Source organism: Archangium lipolyticum, assembly GCF_024623785.1.
Lineage (GTDB): Bacteria > Myxococcota > Myxococcia > Myxococcales > Myxococcaceae > Archangium > Archangium lipolyticum.
This window is the reverse complement of record NZ_JANKBZ010000039.1, coordinates 92,990-112,304: the sequence shown is the minus strand read 5'-3', so window position 1 is coordinate 112,304 and position 19,315 is coordinate 92,990. Positions and strand designations below refer to the sequence as shown.

General features: G+C 66.3%; 12 protein-coding genes and 1 pseudogene. 8 read left to right on the top strand and 5 right to left on the bottom strand.

Features of this window, described 5'->3' with window-relative positions; all coding sequences use genetic code 11:
* On the bottom strand, positions 1-3,782 hold a 3,782-nt coding region (locus tag NR810_RS45610; protein ID WP_257461938.1), incomplete at its 3' end, for an SIR2 family protein.
* Between the two features lie 221 nt (positions 3,783-4,003).
* The gene (locus tag NR810_RS45605) at positions 4,004-4,984 is read right to left on the bottom strand and encodes an aldo/keto reductase (protein ID WP_257461937.1); all 981 of its coding nucleotides are present in this window, start codon (positions 4,982-4,984) and stop codon (positions 4,004-4,006) included.
* A gap of 147 nt (positions 4,985-5,131) precedes the next feature.
* Between NR810_RS45605 and NR810_RS45600 the strand changes: the two are divergent.
* Both NR810_RS45600 and NR810_RS45595 read left to right on the top strand, forming a co-directional pair.
* Positions 5,132-5,269 (top strand): annotated as a pseudogene (locus tag NR810_RS45600) (AHH domain-containing protein); the annotation flags it as partial.
* A gap of 74 nt (positions 5,270-5,343) precedes the next feature.
* Entirely contained in the window at positions 5,344-5,907 is a 564-nt protein-coding gene (locus NR810_RS45595) for an imm11 family protein (protein ID WP_257461933.1), read from the top strand.
* A 58-nt stretch (positions 5,908-5,965) separates the two neighbouring features.
* Here NR810_RS45595 and NR810_RS45590 read toward each other — a convergent pair whose 3' ends face one another.
* On the bottom strand, positions 5,966-6,565 hold the full coding sequence (locus NR810_RS45590; protein ID WP_257461931.1) for a class I SAM-dependent methyltransferase: 600 nt from the start codon (positions 6,563-6,565) through the stop codon (positions 5,966-5,968).
* 195 nt (positions 6,566-6,760) lie between these two features.
* Between NR810_RS45590 and NR810_RS45585 the strand changes: the two genes are divergently transcribed.
* The 3 genes from NR810_RS45585 (at position 6,761) to NR810_RS45575 (ending at position 11,521) form a co-directional block, all read left to right on the top strand.
* Positions 6,761-8,227, top strand: coding sequence for a mechanosensitive ion channel family protein (locus NR810_RS45585; protein ID WP_257461930.1), 1,467 nt, complete (start codon positions 6,761-6,763; stop codon positions 8,225-8,227).
* 169 nt (positions 8,228-8,396) lie between these two features.
* Complete coding sequence (locus NR810_RS45580; RefSeq protein ID WP_257461929.1) at positions 8,397-10,052, top strand: ADYC domain-containing protein; 1,656 nt, start codon at positions 8,397-8,399, stop codon at positions 10,050-10,052.
* A 44-nt stretch (positions 10,053-10,096) separates the two neighbouring features.
* On the top strand, positions 10,097-11,521 hold the full coding sequence (locus NR810_RS45575; protein ID WP_257461928.1) for a sigma 54-dependent Fis family transcriptional regulator: 1,425 nt from the start codon (positions 10,097-10,099) through the stop codon (positions 11,519-11,521).
* 57 nt (positions 11,522-11,578) lie between these two features.
* Here the strand turns inward: NR810_RS45575 and NR810_RS45570 are convergent, their stop codons facing one another.
* Positions 11,579-12,016: a hypothetical protein gene (locus NR810_RS45570; protein ID WP_257461926.1), complete on the bottom strand. Its 438-nt coding sequence runs from the start codon at positions 12,014-12,016 to the stop codon at positions 11,579-11,581.
* A 252-nt stretch (positions 12,017-12,268) separates the two neighbouring features.
* Between NR810_RS45570 and NR810_RS52690 the strand changes: the two genes are divergently transcribed.
* From NR810_RS52690 to NR810_RS45555, 3 genes are all read left to right on the top strand, one after another.
* Positions 12,269-16,204 (top strand): nSTAND1 domain-containing NTPase, encoded by a 3,936-nt coding sequence (locus NR810_RS52690; protein WP_257461924.1) that lies wholly within the window; start codon positions 12,269-12,271, stop codon positions 16,202-16,204.
* A gap of 84 nt (positions 16,205-16,288) precedes the next feature.
* Positions 16,289-17,935, top strand: coding sequence for an ADYC domain-containing protein (locus NR810_RS45560; RefSeq protein WP_257461923.1), 1,647 nt, complete (start codon positions 16,289-16,291; stop codon positions 17,933-17,935).
* 340 nt (positions 17,936-18,275) lie between these two features.
* Complete coding sequence (locus NR810_RS45555) at positions 18,276-18,488, top strand: hypothetical protein (protein ID WP_257461922.1); 213 nt, start codon at positions 18,276-18,278, stop codon at positions 18,486-18,488.
* A gap of 186 nt (positions 18,489-18,674) precedes the next feature.
* Here the strand turns inward: NR810_RS45555 and NR810_RS45550 are convergent, their stop codons facing one another.
* Positions 18,675-19,304 carry a hypothetical protein gene (locus NR810_RS45550; RefSeq protein ID WP_257461920.1) on the bottom strand — a complete coding sequence of 210 codons (630 nt, stop codon included), beginning with the start codon at positions 19,302-19,304 and terminating at the stop codon, positions 18,675-18,677.
* Between the last annotated feature and the right edge of the window lie 11 nt (positions 19,305-19,315).

Here is a 19,315-nt window from a genome sequence, read left to right as displayed (position 1 = left end):
GCATGGAGCACTCGTGCAAGTTCATGCAAAGATGCTGCTGTGTTAGGGTTTTCATCTGAACCGAATTCTTTAATGAATAGGCGTATGGCACGCTTGAGCCGCTTGCGAGCACCAAGCAGGTCCCCTTGTCGCATTAGCACTTGAGCTAGGGCGTGCAAAGCTAAAGCTACCTGAGGAGCCGTCTCACCTCTTTGATTGATTTCTAATGTGACGGATTCTTCTAGTGTTGCTGCGGCTTTATTTAATTGTCCCTTATTCCAAAATAACCTAGCAAGTTGTGAGAGTACAAATGCTCTATCTTTTTCAGCAACCAGTTCGATGGATTCCTTCAGGCGCTCCTCTGCATCTGCCAGCAATCTGCCACAAAACTCTTCGAGTTGCACTTTATAGGTGAGAGCCAAACCACGTATCGGTCCATTTACTCCTGTACTCAGGACTCGGTCCACCCGTTCCAGAGCCTCCTGATATCGAGCGGAGCTACACAGAGCCAATACCAACTCGATCGTTGGCTCCCAGGCAGCATCTCCCCGTCCTGCGTTACATAAGTGCCAAGCTGTCACTTCTGCCCTGCCGAGTGAATTCCGATCCTTTTCCCACTCGGCCTTGCACCAACTTCCCAAACGCGAGTGTGCTTGAAGTTCTTCTGCTGAAGTTAGATTTTCCATGGCATTCACCACAACACGATGAGGAGCCCAAAATGGTTCGCCTCCGCGTGGTGGCTCGAATGCACTGAGCAGTCCCATACTCACTAGACGCTTGCCCGTGCCCTCTACGTCCTCCAGCGCCTCGATGGCTCCCCAGGGCATTGGTCCCATCAGCACCGTGCAGCGCTGCAGATGGTCCCGCGCTTCTTTTCCTACGACTGCAATCAATTCTGGAAGCAGCAGATCTGTGCTGAGCTTCGCATCCCGTTCTCGTAAGAGCGGCTCAAGCATCTCTTGTCGCAGCTTCCCGCTAAATGGTCTCCCTGGTGCCGAGTGTTTCTCCATCCACGCGGATGCCAGACCGTCGAGCCACTGCAGGCTTCGAGGATGTCCGTCAATCCGCTCTACGAGCCATGATACATCCGCAGCATTGAGGTCTTTGAACGCAGGCCACCATGGTACCATGCGTACCATGTCAATTTCCCTCATCACCGGCAGCGGATAGGTGGCGACCGAGCGCGGCACTTCTGGTACGTATCGCGTTGAGGCCAGTACTGCGAACCGCTTCTCTTTGGTCGTAGCTTCGATTAGGCCCTGCCAAAAGGTTGCAAGTGCTGGTGACCTCCATGCACCCACCTCACCTTGTTCCACCGGCACCTGTAGGCTCTCAGCATCATCCAAATAGACGAGCAGTCCACCCTCTTGACGACTGAGCCATGTGAGTGCTCCTGCCAGCGCTTTGCCAGTAATTCCCTCACGCTGCAATTCAGCAAGTGCACTGTCCCACTCAGGCCCCTCTCCGAAGGACTGCACCTGTTCCCAAAGGGCTGCTACAGGGTCACTTCGCTGTCCTGAGAATCGGCCGTCGAGCGCAACGACTCGCACTGGATCCACCCGTCCCTGGCTGTCTCTTACACCCATCTCTCGTGCCAACACCGTTGAGAGTTCAGTACAGACCGCCGTCTTTCCCAATCCACCCAAGCCGTGGATCACCAACGCACGGCAACCGTCGCGGAACCGGTGGATGAGTTCCGCACGAACTGTCCTTCGACCGACAAAACCGAACTTCAACCGTTCGACCCCCACAAGCCCGGTGGAGTGATCCATCCTCTCCTGAACACGTTTGCGCTCAGCACGACCGAGGTCAGGACCGGCTGATGTAGCGGGGAGCGCTACGGGCTGATCATCTCCTCGATGGTAAAGTACGAGTTGTGCCCAGCCTAGCGGATGGATGTGCTTGGTGCCTGCCTCAGAGGAAAATGACCAGCGGCAAGCCTGCCGTGCCTCCCTTACCGCTTCTCGTGCGGTGCGCCCGCGTACCAGCGAGGCGTAAACGACCTCCTCCGCACGCGTACACAGTGCGTCACCCACAGGACCCAGCCATGCGACTACTTGGTGGATACCTTCGCGGTGCAATTCGGCTGCCGAGGACGATGCGGGGTCAATTTGCAGCGCTGCTGGGTCTACCATACGGTGAGTTGCTGCCGCTCGGCTGTGGTGCTCGATCGAGGCGCTGTAGCAAGAGGCAAGGAATGCGAGTCGTGGCAGTTGGGTGCCTCGCAGCCGCGCAATCAGATCACGCACAGAGAGCGGAGCAGAGCGTGCCGCGTCATCCTCAAAGAGTAGGATGCCAGGCTCTCCATGCCCGGTGAAGTGCATGGCCACTGGGGCGTGAGATTGGATTGCATCGATTAGCCCGTCAGCAGTGCCTGTGTCAGTTATGAGAAGTCGGCGTTCTTCTGAGCCCATAGCCTGCCAAAGACGATAGCTTTCTCCCTCATAGTCCAAACGCACGGCGTCAACAGGAGCAGCAATTGTAGCAACGACTGTGAGTTCCTGGTCAGGTGGTGCTAACCCCTGAGCGCCCGCTACGACGGCCTCTCGAGCTATGTCGAGGGCTCCTCGCTCGACGGGGAACTCACCATTCAGGCGGAGCAGTTCCCATGGCAGCGATAACAGTCGATCCGCTCTGCGTCGCTCCGCCTCACTGTTATCTTGAGCATGGACGCGCAAGAGCAGCAGCGGCGGTGTGGCTCCAGTGGAGGCGTTGATCGCGGCTTCAATTCTCGAACGCGCTTCGGAGGAGAGCAGCGCCTCGGTGAGCGCCTCACCGAGGCGGATAGAGAGTGTTTGGATCCTAGCAAGCACATTCATTGCCTGCGGCGTCGGTTTACCACTCTCATCCATCGGAAGAGCCATGTCCGCGAGGGTGCGGAGCTGGTCTAGTTCGGAAGCAAAGTCCAATGCGGAGAGCGGATCATGAGGCGTCCATTGAGGGCATCCTTCTGTTGATGCACTCAGCCTAGGACCAGTATACAGGTTGACTAATACGCTGGGGGATGAATTGGGTGCGAGTTTGGCTGCGAGAGTTCCGAATAGCTTAGGGATATGATCATGTCCCGAAAGAATGAGTGGCCGGATGTTGGCCTTGAGGATGGCGTCCTGGCCTCGATGCTCCACTCCTCCTTCCACGTAGCGGAAAGCGAGAGCTCCTTCCCAGCCCCCCTGAGTGATCATGAGGCGCCACTGCTTTAGCGTCCGGGCTTCCTCTTCAGAAAGCGCCGCAATCCAGTTGAGGATGCGTGGATCCTGGAAGGAGTAGCCGGTGAAAAGAATGGGGTGCTGACGGAGGAGCACGTAAAGCTGCCTCTCCAGGAACGGATAGCGGGAAGTGAATTCAGTGTAGGCACGGCCGGAGAGGACGACCTTCAGCCAATCGTCATAAGAGCCATGGACTTTGAGGATGCGGATCTCCCCATCCCCGGTGATGGGGGCGTTGTCCTCCAACGGTTGAAGCAAGTAAGGAACTTCCTCTTCGGCTAGGGCCTGTTCGATGAGCGGGTCATAGTTGGTGGTGACTATGGAATGGAAGCGCCCTGCCTTCACGAGTTTGGCGATGGCGCGATGCGAAGTCGTGGGCCTACGGGGCTGCCCGAGCTTGCGTTGTAGCAATTCGCCGAGAGCTCCCCTACCTTCGGAGCGTTCGAAGGCGTCTGCCACCTCGAAGAATGGGAGAGATGTGTCGATGGGGTCGATGGCGGCCTTGGCCATGGCCTCGACCAGATTTTGGGTTGATGGGTAACCAGCCGCCATGGACAGGCCTGCGCCCACAAATAGGACTGGCTTGTTATCGAGCACCTTCGAGAGTGCCTCGGTAGTTGCCGGAATGGGCCTAGGAAGATCGGGCGAAGCAGAGGGCATAAGAGGGGACTTCCGAAGCAGGAACGTAAGCCAATGTAGAATGAGGACACGACCATACCTCCATCCATAAATAGAGCCTAGGTGGGGAGCTCAGCTGGTCGTTATGAGAGCAAGGAGCGCGAGGGGCTGATGATACAGTAGGGGGAATAGTGGACAGTCTAGTTCCACGGAAGGGAGGAGCGCTTCGCCCAGTAGGTCTCCGGGGTCTCGGCGAGGCTTCGCATCCGCTCCCACGCCTCATCCCCGAGCTTCACCTCCAGCGCACGCAGGTTGTCCCGGAGCTGCTCCACGGTGGTGGCTCCGCTCAGCACCACGGACACCCACGGCTGCGCGAGCACGGCGGCAAGGGCCACCGCGTCCACACCGACTCCCAGTCCCTCCGCCACCTCGCGCAGGGGGCGCAGGCCCGGATCCGCGTTGCGTCCGGTGAGCCGCCCGTTGGCGACGGCCTCCTTGATGATGACGCCCCAGCCCGCCGCATGGGCCTCGGCGAGCGCGGGACCCGCGGAGCGCTCGAGCAGGTTCCACGTCGCCTGCACGCACGAGAACAGCGGTGACCCTCCGACCCGGATGTCCAATGCGCGCCGCAGGACCTCCGCCTGCCGGGGTCCACTGAGCGTCAGCCCCACGCACACGCCCGAGTCCCTCAGCTTCCCGAGCTCCTCCAGGACGCTCGCGTCATCGAGCACCCCGCTCTCGAAGGTCGCGGAGTGGATCTGATACAGCCGCAGCCAGGAGCCGAGCAGGGTCCGGCTCTCCTCCCACTGCCGGCGGAGGGTGGGGAGCGAGTGGTCCTTCACCTCGTGGCGCTCGGCGTCCACGCGCCAGTCGGCGGTATACGTGTAGCCCCACTTGGAGCCGACCACGACCTCCCCGGGGCGTACGCCACGAGACACCAGCCAGGATGAGAGGAATTGCTCGGCCCGGCCGTAGGAGCGCGCGGCGTCCAGGTAGCGGATGCCCGAGCGGTACGCGGCATCCAGCACCTCATGGGCCTGGCGCTCCATGGCCTCGACGGAGCGGTCCCGGCCGAGGTCCCCTCCATGTCCGAGCGTGATGTACCCGGGACGGCCGAGCGCGGCGAGTCCCAATCCCAGAGGTGACACGGCGGGCCCGGAGGCCCCGAGGGTGCGTGACATGGCCTCCTGCTTACGACATATCCGGCCTGGACGCTCGCCATGTGCCGCAGCGCACCACGAGCCGCGTGTCCGGGTGTGGCACGATCCGGCCCGTGTCCCGCGCCGTGATGATTCGTTGCTCACGAGAAGGGGTGAAGTCATGAGGCCGTGGCAGATTCGCTGCTGACGCACACGGCGAAGAGCTTCGCGGAGCAGGTGGGGACGCTGCCCGGTTCGGCCCAGGTGTCGATGCAGGTTGCGGGTCGCGAGGGCATCCTGTTGTCGGAGGTGAGCGCGGCGGAATCGCCAGAAAGATCGCCACACCCGGAACGGAGTTGAACCGACTCATCACCCTGGGGAAATGACGCTAGAACCTTCCTATGTCCCAGCGCTTCTTCGACCTCGCCGATGATGTCTATGTTCCCCACCGCTGGCACCTGGCCACTCCCATCGATCGCCATGGCCGCAAGGTGCAGGACTGGGACTTCAAGAGAGGAACGCCCGTGCATGTGGAGGGACGGTTGAAAATCCCCATCAAGATGGCGGGAAAACCGTTGGACTACACGGAAGCGGGATTGAGGGTCCCTGTCGTCCACATCAAGGTGGCTTCCATGCTGGCGGAGCGTGCCCCTGGCGACGTGCAGCTCATCCCGGCGGACATCGAGGGTCAACCGGATCAGTACCTCGTCCTCGTGGCAACGCGCCTCATCCGGTGCATCGACGAAGAGGCATCCGAGGTGAGTTTCTGGACGCCAGCGCATGGAGTACCCGAAAAGGTCGGGCACTACATGGGCGTGGATCGCCTGCGCATCGACAAGTCGAAGGTGGGGAACGCCAAGGTGTTCCGTCCTGAGGGGTGGTCAGGCACACTCATCGTCGCCGAGGAGATCCGGGACATCTTGGAGCGCATGGGCGCTACAGGCACGCGATTCGAGGAGGTCTAGGTGCCTCTGCGCGGGAGTGGACGGCGGGGCTGTGGAGAAGTTGGGGAGGACTCGCCGCTCACCCGCCGCGCTTGCGGAAGACCACGGTGAAGTTGTTGTTGGGCATGTCGACCACGCGATCCCGCTCCAGCCCGTGGGCCGAGGCCTCCGCGGTGACGGCGCCCAGCTCGCGCACGCCCCAGGCCGGATTCCTCTCGCGCAGGGAAGCATCGAAGGCGAGGTTGCTCGGCGCGGTGGGCCGGCCCTCGATGAAATACGCCCCGTAGAGCACCAGGGGCCCGCCGGGAGGCAACACCCGGCCAGCACCCCGCATCAATCCCTGGCACGCCTCCCACGGGGAGATGTGGATCATGTTGATGCAGACGATGGCGTCCGCGGACTCCACGGGCCAGGTGGAAGCCCTGGCATCCAACGCGAGCGGTGCGCGCAGGTTCGCCAGGCCCTCCTCCTGACGCCAGGCCTCGATGCTCTCGCGAGCGGAGGGGTCCGCGTCGGTGGGTTGCCACACCAGCTCCGGGAAGGCGCGGGCGAAGAAGACGGCGTGCTGGCCCGTGCCGCTGGCCACCTCGAGCACGGTGCCCCGGGAGGGCAGCACCTCACGCAGGACGGAGAGGATGGGCTCGCGGTTGCGCTCGGCGGAGGGGGCGTGACGTTTCATGGCTCGGGGCTCGGAGGGTGGAGCCCTCTTCTACCGGGCGAGCATCGGATTGTGAATCGAGCGAAAAATTCGCGCCTCCCTCCCTCTCCCACCGGGAGAGGGGCGGGGTGAGGGTCTCCGTCCCCGTGTTCCCACCCGTGTAGCGAGACTCTCCGTGCCTTGACCCACCAACAGAGGGGAGCGCAGGCTCGCGGCGTGCTTCCCTTCCTGCAGAGCCACACCTCCCTGGCGGTGGGAGTCGTCCTCACGCTGCTGGTGCTCGCGGCTCGGGCGCTGAGCTCGGATCAACAGTTGCGCAAGGATCTCGGCGGGGGGCTCGGCTTCCTGATGATGTTCCTCGTGCTGCGCGCGGTGGATGCCGAGCTCGATCCGCTCCCGTATCCGCAGGTGGGCAAGCTGCTGCGCGTGGCGTGGATGCTGACCCTCGCCTTTGGCGGCATCCGCACGGTGGTGTCCTTCGGCCTGTACCTTCTGCGGCTGCGCTCGCGCATCCCCCAGCCGAAGATCCTCCGCGACGTCATCGACGTCTCGCTCAACATCGTCGCCCTCATCGCCATCCTCAAGACGCAGCTCGACGTCGATCTGACGAGCCTGCTGGCCACCTCGGCCATCCTCTCGGTGATGCTCGGTCTGGCGATGCAGGACACGCTGGGCAACCTCTTCGCGGGCCTGTCGTTGCAGCTCGAGCGCCCCTTCCAGGTGGGGGACTGGGTGACCATCCGGGACGTCACGGGCCGGGTGGTGCAGATCGCCTGGCGGGCGACGCGCATCGAGACGGGCCGCAGGGAGATCGTCACCCTGCCCAACAACATCTGCTCCAAGGAGGCGGTGAAGAACTACTCGCGGGGGGCGCAGCCGGTGGGAGCCGACGTCTACTTCCATGCGCCGTACGATCGAGCGCCCAACGAGGTGAAGGAGGCGGTGCTGGATTCACTGGAGCAGGTGCCGCTGGTGTTGCGCGAGCCTCCGCCGATCTGCCGCACGTGGGGCTTCGACGAGGTGGGCATCCGCTACCAGATCCGCTACTTCGTGGAGGACTTCGGGCAGGCGGACTGGGTGATGGAGGAGATCTACACCCGGCTCTGGTACCGCTTCCGGCGCGAGGGCATCGAGCTGCCCTATCCGAACCGGAAGATGCACATGAACAGTGCTCCGGCGGGGTCGGACTTCCCCGAGGAGATGATCGCCGAGATGCTGCGGCGGGTGGACCTGTTCAAGGTGCTGCGGGAGGAGGAGCGCGCGGGGCTGAGGCGGGAGATGGTGCCCAAGCGCTTCGCCCGGGGCGAGCACGTCATCGAGCAGGGCGAGCACGGCAACACCTTCTACCTGGTGGGCCGGGGGGAGCTGTCCGTGAGGGCCAACGGGGTGGAGGTGTCGCGGCTCACGCGAGGCAACTACTTCGGAGAGATGTCGCTGCTGACGGGCGAGCCGCGCACGGCCACCGTGGTGGCGCTCACGGACGTGGTGCTGCTGGAGCTGGACCGGCCGGTGTTCGCCCGCCTGTTCAGCGAGCACCCCGAGCTGGCGCCGAAGCTATCGGGGATGCTGGCGCACCGGCGCACGCAGCTGGACGCGGTGATGACGGCCTCGGGCGAGACGCCGCCCATCACCGAGGAGAGCCACATCCTCGGCCGGCTCAAGAACATCTTCCGGCTCACCTGAGACCGGGCAAACCTTGCCCGGTGGAGGGGCCGGTGGCGGGCAAGTCTTGCCTGGAGCCCGGGCAAGATCCTGCCGTCCGCGGGGCTCCACCTCACGGGAGCGTGTTGGTAGGGCGTTTGCACCAGGACACCCCGTCAGGAGCGCTCGGGCGCTCACGGAGGAGAGGTCGATGAATTTCGGGACGATGTGGGGGCGGTCGACAGGGGCCGCGTTCAAGGGGGGCGTACTCGTTCTCTTTGTCGCCACCACGGCATGGGCCCAGCAGGGGGGGACCCAGAACGATCAGGGCACGCGCTTGAATGGCAGCGCGGGGGAACTCTACGAGCGCATCGGCATACCGCTGGCTTCCGCGACGACGCTCCAGGGCGTGGGCATCAAGGTCTCGCTCGTCGAGGGCAAGCTGGAGCAGACGGACGGGTCGTTGAAAGGCACTGCTTTCAAGGACGTGACCTTCACCACGACGAACAGCCAGAACCAGCAGGTGACGTTCACGATCAAATCGGCCGCCCGGCACACCAACGTCTACACCGGGAAGCTGTCGAATACCGCCTGGGAGTACCAGGTGACGTGGACGTCGCCGAATGGCAGTGGCGATCTGTGCCGGGACGGCAGGCCGGCACTCGCGCTGCCGGGCTACTGGGAGGAAAGAACCTTCGTTCCTTCCAACAATCCGGCGAAGTTCTCCTTCGCCTGCGTGCCCATCAAGACGCAGAACGCCAATGGAACCTTCTGGTACGCCAAGGGAGGCGTGGCCGCGAAGTGCGTCGATTGGGGCTACCCGCCCTGGCTGAACAAGGACGCTCTTCCGGGCAATGGTGTCTATCCGGCCACCACGCTCGACCAGGCGCTGCGCTACCACGTGTCCTGCGTCGCCATGGCCTCCGCGGACTACTGTGGCGAGGCCAGGTCCAACACCGTCGATGGCACGCCCATCGTCATGTTCAACACCCAGAACGTGCAGAACGGGAAGGATGGGATGGGCAACCCGACCCCCTACGTCGCGGCCGGTCCTTTCGGCTCGGGGGGGAAGTTTCTCTTCGAGGCGGCCTGGGCGGCGGTCCGGGCCCCGGTCCGCGATACCACCGCCGTGTCCGGCGGACTGCGTCCCAAGGCCCTGTGTCTGACCAAGAAGCGTTGGTCCACCCTGCCGCTCAACGGCGCCTGCGCCAGCGACGCCAGCTTCGTGCAGGATCCCCGGGATCCCATCACCCGTCCCAACCCGCCCCGGTTCTGCGAGGACATGTCCAGGGGCGAGCTGCAGGCGGCCGGTGCGCTGCTGTTCTCCTACTCCGCCTATATCGATGCGGGGCTCTACCGCTTCGTCAACTCGAATACCGGCGCGTACCTGACCACGTCCAGGGTGGAGATCGGTGCGTCGGGCAGATATGCCAGCTACAGGCCGGATTCGAGCATCCCGGGCGCGGCTGACTTCCTGCCGGACATCGGTGCCAATCGGCCCCCCTTCTACGAGGGCCCCCTCTTCAGCACGAACGCCCCCTTCGCCGTCCCGGCTTTGAAGGACACGCTGCCCTTGCGGCGCTACACCTCCACCCAGCCCGATGGCAAGCGGCGCTACGTCACCCTGGTCGAGGGCTCTCAGGTACCCCCGGGTTATGCCTCCGACGGGTCCAACAACCTCGAGGGATACATCTACGTCAGGCCACCCCCGGCCGGTGCCCCCGTGCTCCGCCTCTGGCGGAAGGACGTGGGCCCGGGCCTCCTGACGACCACCAGCAGCATGTGGCCCGGGTACATCATCGCCCCCTGGCAGGCGGCGCCGATGGGCTCCCTGCCCTCGATGAACACCTACTCCGGGCTCTACTAGCCGGATACTCCGCCCGTGCGTCCCTGGGGCTACAATCCAGCCCCATGGACGAGGGTGACGATCAGACCTGGAGCGTGGGCCAGGTGAACGTGCGCAAGAATGTCGAGCGGTTCCGCCTGCTCGTGGTCGATGGGACGACGTCGTCCATGGTGGACCTGCCGGTCGAGGGGCAACTGAACATCGGCCGGGCCACCGAGATGGATGTCCGCGTCACGGACCGCTCGGTGTCCCGCCGCCATGCCCGGCTCTATGTCCAGGGCGGCCAGGTGCGCATCTCCGACTGGGACAGCCACAACGGCGTACGCGTCAACGGACAGCTCATCCAGGAGGTGTCTCCGCTCCAGCCGGGCGACGTGGTGTCCATCGGCGAGGTGAACCTGGTGCTGTATGCCGCGTCCTCCCCGCCCTCGCTCCCCGGCCAGGGCGGCCGGGCGGCACAGGCCACGGAGCTGGTGCTCGGCGAGCGCACCGTGGTGGTGGCCGATCCGGCCATGCTGCGCCTCTACGAGCTCATCCGCCGCCTGGCGGCCAGCGAGCTGACGGTGCTCATCCTCGGCGAGACGGGTGCCGGCAAGGAGAACGCCGCCTTCGCCGTGCACCACTGGTCGCGCCGCTCGGGCAAGCCCTTCGTGGCCATCAACTGCGCCTCCATCGCCGAGACGCTGGTGGAGAGCGAGCTGTTCGGCCACGAGAAGGGTGCCTTCACCGGGGCCATGGCCGCCAAGCCGGGTCTGCTGGAGACGGCCGAGGGGGGCACGGTGTTCCTCGACGAGGCGGGCGAGCTGCCCGCGGCCGCCCAGGCCAAGTTGCTGCGCGTGCTGGAGACACGGCGCATCCTGCGCGTGGGCGGGACGAAGGAGCGGGAGATCGACGTCCGGATCGTCGCCGCCACGCACCGCAACCTGGAGAAGGAGGTGGAGGCGGGGCGCTTCCGCAAGGATCTCTTCTTCCGCCTCGGAGCCGCCACCGTGGTGCTGCCCCCGCTGCGAGACCGGCGCGCGGAGGTACGCGTGCTGGCCGAGCGCTTCCTCGCCGCCGCCTGTACCGCCTCGGGGCGCGAGCCGATGTCACTGGCACCCGAGACCCTGGTGATGCTCGAGCGCTACGGCTGGCCGGGCAACGTGCGCGAGCTGAAGAACACCCTGGACTACGTGGCGGCCACGGTGACGGAGGCGGTGGTGCGGCCGGGCCACCTGCCCGAGCGCATCCTCGCCGCGCTGTCGCCTCCCGCGCCTCCCACCGCTGGAGCATCGCCCCGCTCGTCGGAGCCGGAGGCCGCGCCGGCGGAGGTCCCCGCCGACTCCGAGCCGCTCCGCCGCGTGCCGCTCTCCGAGGAGTTGCGCGCCATCGAGCGCGAGGCGATGGCCAAGGCCCTGCGTGAGACGGGAGGCGTGAAGGCGCGGGCCGCCGAGCTGATCGGCATGCCGCTGCGTACCTTCACCTTCAAATGCAAGCAGTACGGGCTGTAATGCGCCAAGAGGGCCTCCCGGGTGGATTCCGGGAGGCCCTCTCCTGCTCAGCCCTGCTCAGATGAACAAATTGACCGTGTTCGAACGAGCGACCCGGCTGACGTTGACGGCCGCGTACACCTCATCAGGGTGAGGGATCTTGAGGTTGCCGGACGGCGTCTGGATGATGTTGACACCGGGATCCTCGTTCAGGACGGAGGTGTCGACCTCACGTGTCTCGGAGAAGCTCTGCTCACCCGCCTGCGCGGTCACCACGGTGTACTTCTGCGGGGGAATCAGGCCGAACCCGAAGGTGTAGAGCGGCTGGGGTAACACGAACGGCTTGGGCGGCTCTTCATCTGACGGGGTGTCCTCGCCCATGAGGCTGATCGCCACCTGGTACTGCTTTCCCGCCTCGGAGGGATCGAACAGCAACGTGTAGTCGACCTTCACGTTCTTCTTGCCCGCGTTGGCGCTGTTGGTGACGGTCAGGACCACGTTCTTGACTTCAGCCATGATCTTCTCCTGAGTTGCTTTTCGATGGACTTGGATGCGCTGGTTTGTGACCGCCGCCGCGGAGAGCGCGTGCCCCGCGTCGTCGCGGAGCCTGGAAGAGCAAGGGGCATGCCGCTCCCCAGAACAGGGAGCGGGGGTCCGGCCATGAAGACGGAGGGGGAACGGGCAGGCAATTCTTGCCGTGAGGGAGGCAGCCATTGCCTGGAGCGCAAGCATTGCCCGTGAGCGGTAGGCAGCGGAGAATGCCCGGCCGTGGCCGCCCCCGCTCCCCAATGGGAGCCCCCATCATCGTTCGAGGAGTACCGGCTCGTCCGTCCACTCGGACATGGGGCCATGGGACAGGTGCACCTGGCCCAGGACACACTGCTGGACCGGCTCGTCGCGGTGAAGTTCCTCTCGGCTGTCGCCCCGGACGAGGGCCAGCGCGAGCGCTTCCGCACCGAGGCGCGGGCCGTCGCCCGGTTGCAGCACCCCAACATCGTCGCCGTGCACCGCATCGGCGAGGTGCTGCGCCGGCCCTACCTCGTCTCGGAGTTCATCCGCGGCGAGAGCCTGGACAAGCAGTCGTGGCCCGTGCCGTGGGAGAAGGTGCTGGGACTGGGCATCGGCCTGGCGCGGGGGCTGGCGGCGGCGCACCGCAAGGGCGTGCTGCATCGCGACATCAAGCCCGCCAACGCCATGCTCACCGAGGATGGGGAGGTGAAGCTGCTCGACTTCGGCCTGGCCAAGCTGCTGGACGCCGCCGAGGGAGCGCGAGACGGAGCACCCCGGTGGGTGGCCCCGTCGCCCCCGGTGACGGAGCGGACGGGCGAGGACGACCTGGCGACGCTGTCCTCCCCGGGCAAGCCTCCGCCCTCTTCCCTCCCGGAGGCGCGGGAGCGGACGGGCGAGGATGACCTGGCGACGCTGTCCTCCCCGGGGAAACCCGCTCGGAGCGAGCCCGCGTCGGGGAAGTCACCGGAGCCGGAGCCAGGGGAAGGGCAGGCCTTCGGGCTGACGGCCGCGGGCGCCTGGGTGGGCACGCCCCGGTACATGGCGCCCGAGGTGTGGCGCGGTGAGCCGGCCTCGGCCCGCAGCGACGTGTACTCGCTCGGGGGTGTCCTCTACGAGATGTGCGTGGGCCACGCCCCGCACCAGGGCTCGAGCCTGAGCGAGCTGCGGCAGGCCGTGCTGAGCGGCCGCGCGGCCCCGGTGACCTCGAAGGTGCCCGGGATGGAGCCACGCTTCGCGGCCATCATCGAGCGGTGCCTGGAGCTCGAGCCCGAGCGCCGCTTCTCCTCGGGGGAGGAGCTGCGCGAGGCGCTGGAGTCCCTGCGCGAAGGAGGCCACGCGGAGCTGGTGGTGACGGAGCGGCCCTACCCGGGGTTGCACGCCTTCTCCGCCGAGGAGCGCGGTGTCTTCTTCGGCCGCGGGGCGGAGGTGCGCGCGCTGCTGGACCGGCTGCGCGCCGAGCCCTTCGTGCTGGTGGCGGGTGACTCTGGCGTGGGCAAGTCCTCGCTGTGCCGCGCGGGCCTGCTGCCGCGCGTGGCGGAGGGGGCGCTCGGGGGCGGGTGGACGGGGGTGACGCTCGTTCCCGGGAGGCACCCGGTGGCGGCGCTGGCCTCCGCGCTGGCTTCGCTGCCGGGGCTGGACGAGGCCCGGGTGGTGGAGGCGCTGCGGGCCGGGCCCCAGGGGCTGGGTCGGCTGCTGCGGACGCACCAGGGCGCCACCGGTACGCTCCTCTTCGTGGACCAGCTGGAGGAGCTGCTCACGCTGGCCGAGCCGGAGGAGGCCGCGCTCGTCTCCGAGGCCCTGGGGACGCTGGCGGAGGGCCTGCCCGGTGTGCGGGTGCTGGCCACGGCGCGCGGGGACTTCCTCACCCGGCTGGCGGCGCTGCCCGGCCTGGGCGACATGCTCTCCGGGGCGCTGTACCTGCTGCGGCCGCTGTCGGAGGCGGGGCTGCGCGAGGCCATCACCGCTCCGGCGCGGGCCCGGGGAGTGGCCTTCGAGTCCGAGGCGCTGGTGGAGGCGCTGGTGGCGGCGGGACGCGCGGAGGGAGGGCTGCCGCTGCTCCAGTTCGCCCTGGCGGAGCTCTGGGAGGCGCGGGATGTGGAGCGGCACCTCATTCCCGCCGCGGCGCTGGAGGCGCTCGGAGGCGTCTCGGGGGCGCTGGCCCGCCATGCGGATGGAGTCCTCGCCCGGCTGCTGCCGGATCAGCGGCTCGCGGCGCGCCGGCTGTTGCTGAAGCTCGTCACCGCCGAGGGCACGCGGGCGCGGCGCACCCCGGCGGAGCTGCTGGGCGGTGGCGTGGAGGCGGAGGAGGAGCGGGCGGCGCTGGAGGCGCTGGTGCGTGGGCGCCTGCTGGTGGCACGCGAGGCCCAGGGTGAAGCCACCTACGAGGTGTCACACGAGGCGCTGCTGACGGGGTGGGATCTGCTGCGCGGCTGGCTGGCCGGAGACGCCGAGCGGCGGGCGGCCCACCAGCGCCTGGAGCGGGCGGCGGCGGAGTGGCGGAGGCTGGGCCGTCCGGCGGACGCGTTGTGGGGCGCGCGCTCCCTGGCGGAGGTCGCGTCGCTGGAGCCGGGCGGGCTCGCGCCCCAGGAGGCGGACTTCCTCGCCGCCTCGCGCCGGGCCGTGCGCCGGGGACGGCTGGTGCGGCTCGGGGCCGTGCTGGCGCTGCCGCTCACCGCGGGGTTCGCCTATGGAGGCAACCTCGTGCTGACGCGGTGGGAGACGCGGCGCGAGGTGGATGCCCACCTCCACAAGGCGCGGGAGCTGCTCGAGGAGGCGCGCCGGGAGAGCGCCGCCGTCGAGTCGCTCCGGCGGCAGGCCTTCGCCACCCTCGAGGTGCGGGACGACAAGAAGGGGGAGGAGCTCTGGGCCAGCGCCCTGCGGAAGGCCGCCCGGTTGAACGAGGAGCTGCATGATCCAATCAACCAGGAGCTGCGGCAGGCGCTGCTGAAGGATCCCGGCCGCGAGGACACGCGCCAGCTCCTGGCGGGTGCCATCTACGAGCGCCTGTTGCTGGCCGAGCGTGCCCACCAGACCTCGCTGCGGGAGGACCTGTCGCGCCAGCTCGACCTGTACGACGGGACCGGCGAGTACCGCCGCCGCCTCCAGGCCCCGGCGCGGGTGGACGTGGAGAGCGGCCCCACGGGCGCCACCGTCTCCGTGCAGCGCTACTTCCGGGAGGGCGGATACCTCCGGCCCTCCGAGCCCCGGCCGCTCGGCACCACACCGCTGACGGGAGTGGAGCTGGAACCGGGCTCGTACCGGCTGGTGCTGTCGCTGCCGGATCGCCCGCCGGTGTACTACCCCGTGCGGGTGACACGCGGGGAGCGGCTCCGCCTGAGCATCCCCCTGCCGGCCTCCGTGCCCGAGGGCTACGTCTACGTGCCCCCCGGGCGCTTCCTGGTGGGCAGCGAGGACGAGGAGACGATCCGGCGCAACATCCTGCGGGTGCAGCCGCTGCACGAGGCGCGCACGGGCGGCTTCCTCATCGCCCGCCACGAGGTGACGTACGCCGACTGGCTGCGCTTCCTGCGCGAGCTGCCCCCCGCCGAGCGCGAGCTGCGCCGGCCGCGAGTCCAGCACTTCAACGGGAGCGTCGAGCTCACGGAGCTGCCCGGTGGGCAGTGGCAGCTGCTGCTGAAGCCGCGGAACCACACCTTCCTCGCGCGCGAGGGCGAGCGGGTGCGCTACCCGGAGCGCACGCGGTTCGTGGAGCAGGACTGGCTGCGCTTCCCCGTGTCCGGCATCTCCTGGGACGATGCCCGGGCCTACGTGGCGTGGCTCTCGCGCACGGGGAAGCTGCCCGGGGCGCGCCTGTGCGAAATCTACGAGTGGGAGCGGGCCGCCCGCGGTGCGGACGCGCGCATCTACCCCCACGGCTACGAGCTCGGGCCCGAGGACGCCAACTTCGATCGTGCCTACGGGCAGAAGAACCTGGCCTTTGGCCCCGACGAGGTGGGCAGCCACCCCGCCTCCGACAGTCCCTTCGGCGTCTCGGACCTCTCCGGCAACGTCTGGGAATGGGTGCACCTGAACGCCATGCCGGACTCGACCTTCTACTCGGGCGGCAGCTACTACCAGAGCTTCATGGACGCCCGGAGCAACAACCACTACACCAACCGCGATCCCTCGCTGCGCACGCCGCTCGTCGGCCTGCGCGTCTGCGCGGATCCACCCGTCCCCGACCCGGCTCTTTGAGTTTCCGTTTCCAGCTGCCCTGGCAAGGCCCTTGCTAGAGGACAGCGGGAAAGCGGGCGCGAGGCGCTCGGGGAGGAAGGATCCATGGAGTTGGGGACGCGAAGGAAGCAGCGGGTAGGGGCGACGTTCCTCGGCGGCATGCTGGCTCTCTTCGCCACCACGGCCTGGGCGCAGACGGGGGGCTATCAGAGCGATCAGGGGACGCACCTGCACGGCACGATGGACCGGCAGTTCGAGCCCGTCACGCTGCTGCTGAGCAGCGCGAGGTATCAGGGCGTCGGCTTCCAGCAGGTGGAGATCGATCGCGGCGAGCTCGTGGGGACGTGGCAGGGGAGCCTCAGGAGGGGGGATCAGTTCAGGAACGTGAGCTTCTCCGCGGAGGTGGGGGACCAGCTGGTGACGTTCAAGATCGTCGCGGCACAGCGGCACGCCAACGTCTACACGGACGTCGAGTCGAGCACCGTCTGGGAGTACCAGGTGGAATGGAGCTCGCCGGCGCGGACCGGGAATCTGTGCCCGAAGGGGTCGTGGGCGCTGGTGCTGCCCGGCCGCTGGAAGACGGTGAAGGCGGGGGAGACGAACGTGAACGCGGCGGATCCGGACGCGCGGATGAACGTGCTCATCTACACGCAGCCGGATGCGTTCTCCTTCGCCTGCCGGCCGGTGAGGAGTGGGAGGGAGACGCGGTTCATCGGGGGAGGGGTGGCGGCCAAGTGCGTGGATTGGGGTTATGCACCGTGGCTGAGCGCGGATCCGATGCCGCGCGGGGCGCCGGTGGTTCCGGCGACGTCGATCGTCGAGGCCTTCGAGTACCACGCGGCCTGCACGGCGATGGCCATGGCGGACTACTGCGGGGAGGGCACGCCCAATACCCTCCATGGAACGCCGCTCATCATGTTCAACAAGGGGAACGTGGAGACGCAGGTGGAGCCGGAGGATCCGCTCACGAAGTACGTCTCGGCGGGCCCCTTCGGAGCGGATCGTGACTTCTTCTTCGAGTCGGCGTGGACGGCGACGCCGGTGTATGTCTCCGACCCCACGGGCGAGAGCAGGGCGGTGCAGGGCAAGGCGCTGTGTCTGACGAAGAAGCGTTGGTCCACGCTGAAGTATGGCGGCTCGTGTTCCTACAGCCTGCCGGATCCGCGCCAGCGCGAGCACGAGCCGTTCTTCTGCGAGCAGCTCTCGGCGGACGAGCTGATCGGCAAGGGCTCGAGGTTGTTCTCCTATTCGACGTACATCGATAAGGGGCTCTATCGATTCAAGAAATCGCAGACGAACCAATTCCTCACCACGGCCCTGGCGGCCACGGCGCCGAACGGCGACGGGTACGTGCCCCAGGTGGAAGACGCGGAGGAGTACGTGTTGGATCTGCCGCATGTCCAGTCCTTCGAGGGGAACATCCTCGGCCCGAATGTGCCGCACACGTTCCCGGTGCTGCAATCCACGCAGCCGTTGCTGCGCTACCGCTCCACCTCCGGGAAAGGCTTCCTCTCGCTGGTGATGGGGGTGCAGGTGCCCGAGGGCTATGAGCCCGATGGTATCGACAACCTCGAGGGCTATGTCTATGTGGGGCCGAATGCATCCATGACGACGCCCGTGCTCTCGCTGTGGTACCGGCAGAAGGACGAGGCCTACGCGACGTCCACGCGGGACCTGAGCGCATGGGACTATACGCTGGTCGAGCAGATGGGCTACCTGCCCTCGATGAACGAATACGCCCGGATGCCGTAGCGCCGGGCCCGCGTCATCATCCATCCTGAATTGCGAGCACCTCATGTACAATGGGCCTCTGAGCTCGAGGAGACCCACTCGATGTCCTCTATTTTCAGTGCGTACCGCACTCAGCAGTGGAGCCCGCACCGGATGCTGGCGGTCACCTTACTCGTGTGCCTGGCGGTGCTCGTTGCGGTGTTCGTGTGGGAGCTCACCGAATGCACGCCCTCTGAAGTACACCCTGACGGCTCGTTCACCCTTCGTGAATGCTACTAAAGGATGACCTCCATATCCCGGGCTGATGGGAATTGAATGACAGCGGAGAGCGGTGAATCCATGCAAGGGAGTTGCGAGGGCATTGGCCTCGGAGGGTGATTGCTCGGGCACGTTCTTCTGGGACGACCATCCGGCCCGCTGGGTCTTCGCGGGCGTCCGCAAGATCATCAAGTGTGACGATGATCCACTCGAGGAAGGTGTCGAGGTCACCTACTCCCAGTTCCAGCTCAAAGGAGAGGACGACCTCGAGAAGCTGGTAGCGGGAGAACCGGTAGGGCTTGTCTATGAAGAGTAATGGCTCGCGAGGACTTGCCCTGGTGATGTGGCTCTTCCGCTCTTCGCTTGGTTCAGCGGCGGTGCGCAGGCGAGCCCATCGGCAAGGCTGTCGGTGGCGGCATGGCCGCCGATGCCGTCATCTGCACGGGCGCATCCGGAAGAGGGGTCGCCCACCATGCGACGGCTGTGCCGCGCCAGTTTCGGGTCAGTAGACGATGCAGTCGAACTTCTCGATGACAGCCCGGAGCTCTTCGAGTGTGGCCTCGAGCCGTTCAGCCAAAATGGGGGCGTAGTAGGTCAGGGCCTTGGTACGAGGCGGATGGGTGTGGAGATCATCCACGATGACATCGCCGACCAGGCCCGGCCACTTGACGCTGCGCATCTCGCGGGCTCGACCAATGGGGTCCAGGATGGTGAAGCAGGGCCACTTGGGAAAGCGAATAGTGGAAGGGTCAGAACCCATGATTCGGCAAGCGTCCAATCGGGCCTCGGAGAAGTCGCAGTCCTCAATGGAACCGGACTCATACCCCGGCAGGCTGCTGTATTCAGGCCAGTGCCCGAAATCACACCCAGTCAGGCGCCCCTTGAACCGGCAGCCCTTCAGGGACGCGGCTACCCACGCTTGGTGGTTCTTCAACTCCTGCTTCACCTCGAAGGTGCAGTCGATGAAACGCGCGCCGGTCAGAAACACGTTCCTGCCGGAAACCTTCAGGACGATGGTGCAGTTGCGCAGCGTCAGTCCGTGGCCAAGGAAATAAAGCGAGCCCTTGTCCGTCAGCTCCAACCGCTCGTTTTCGATTTCCCGGCCCTCGTAGAAGACCTTGTTGTAGAGCATCCGTTGCCTTC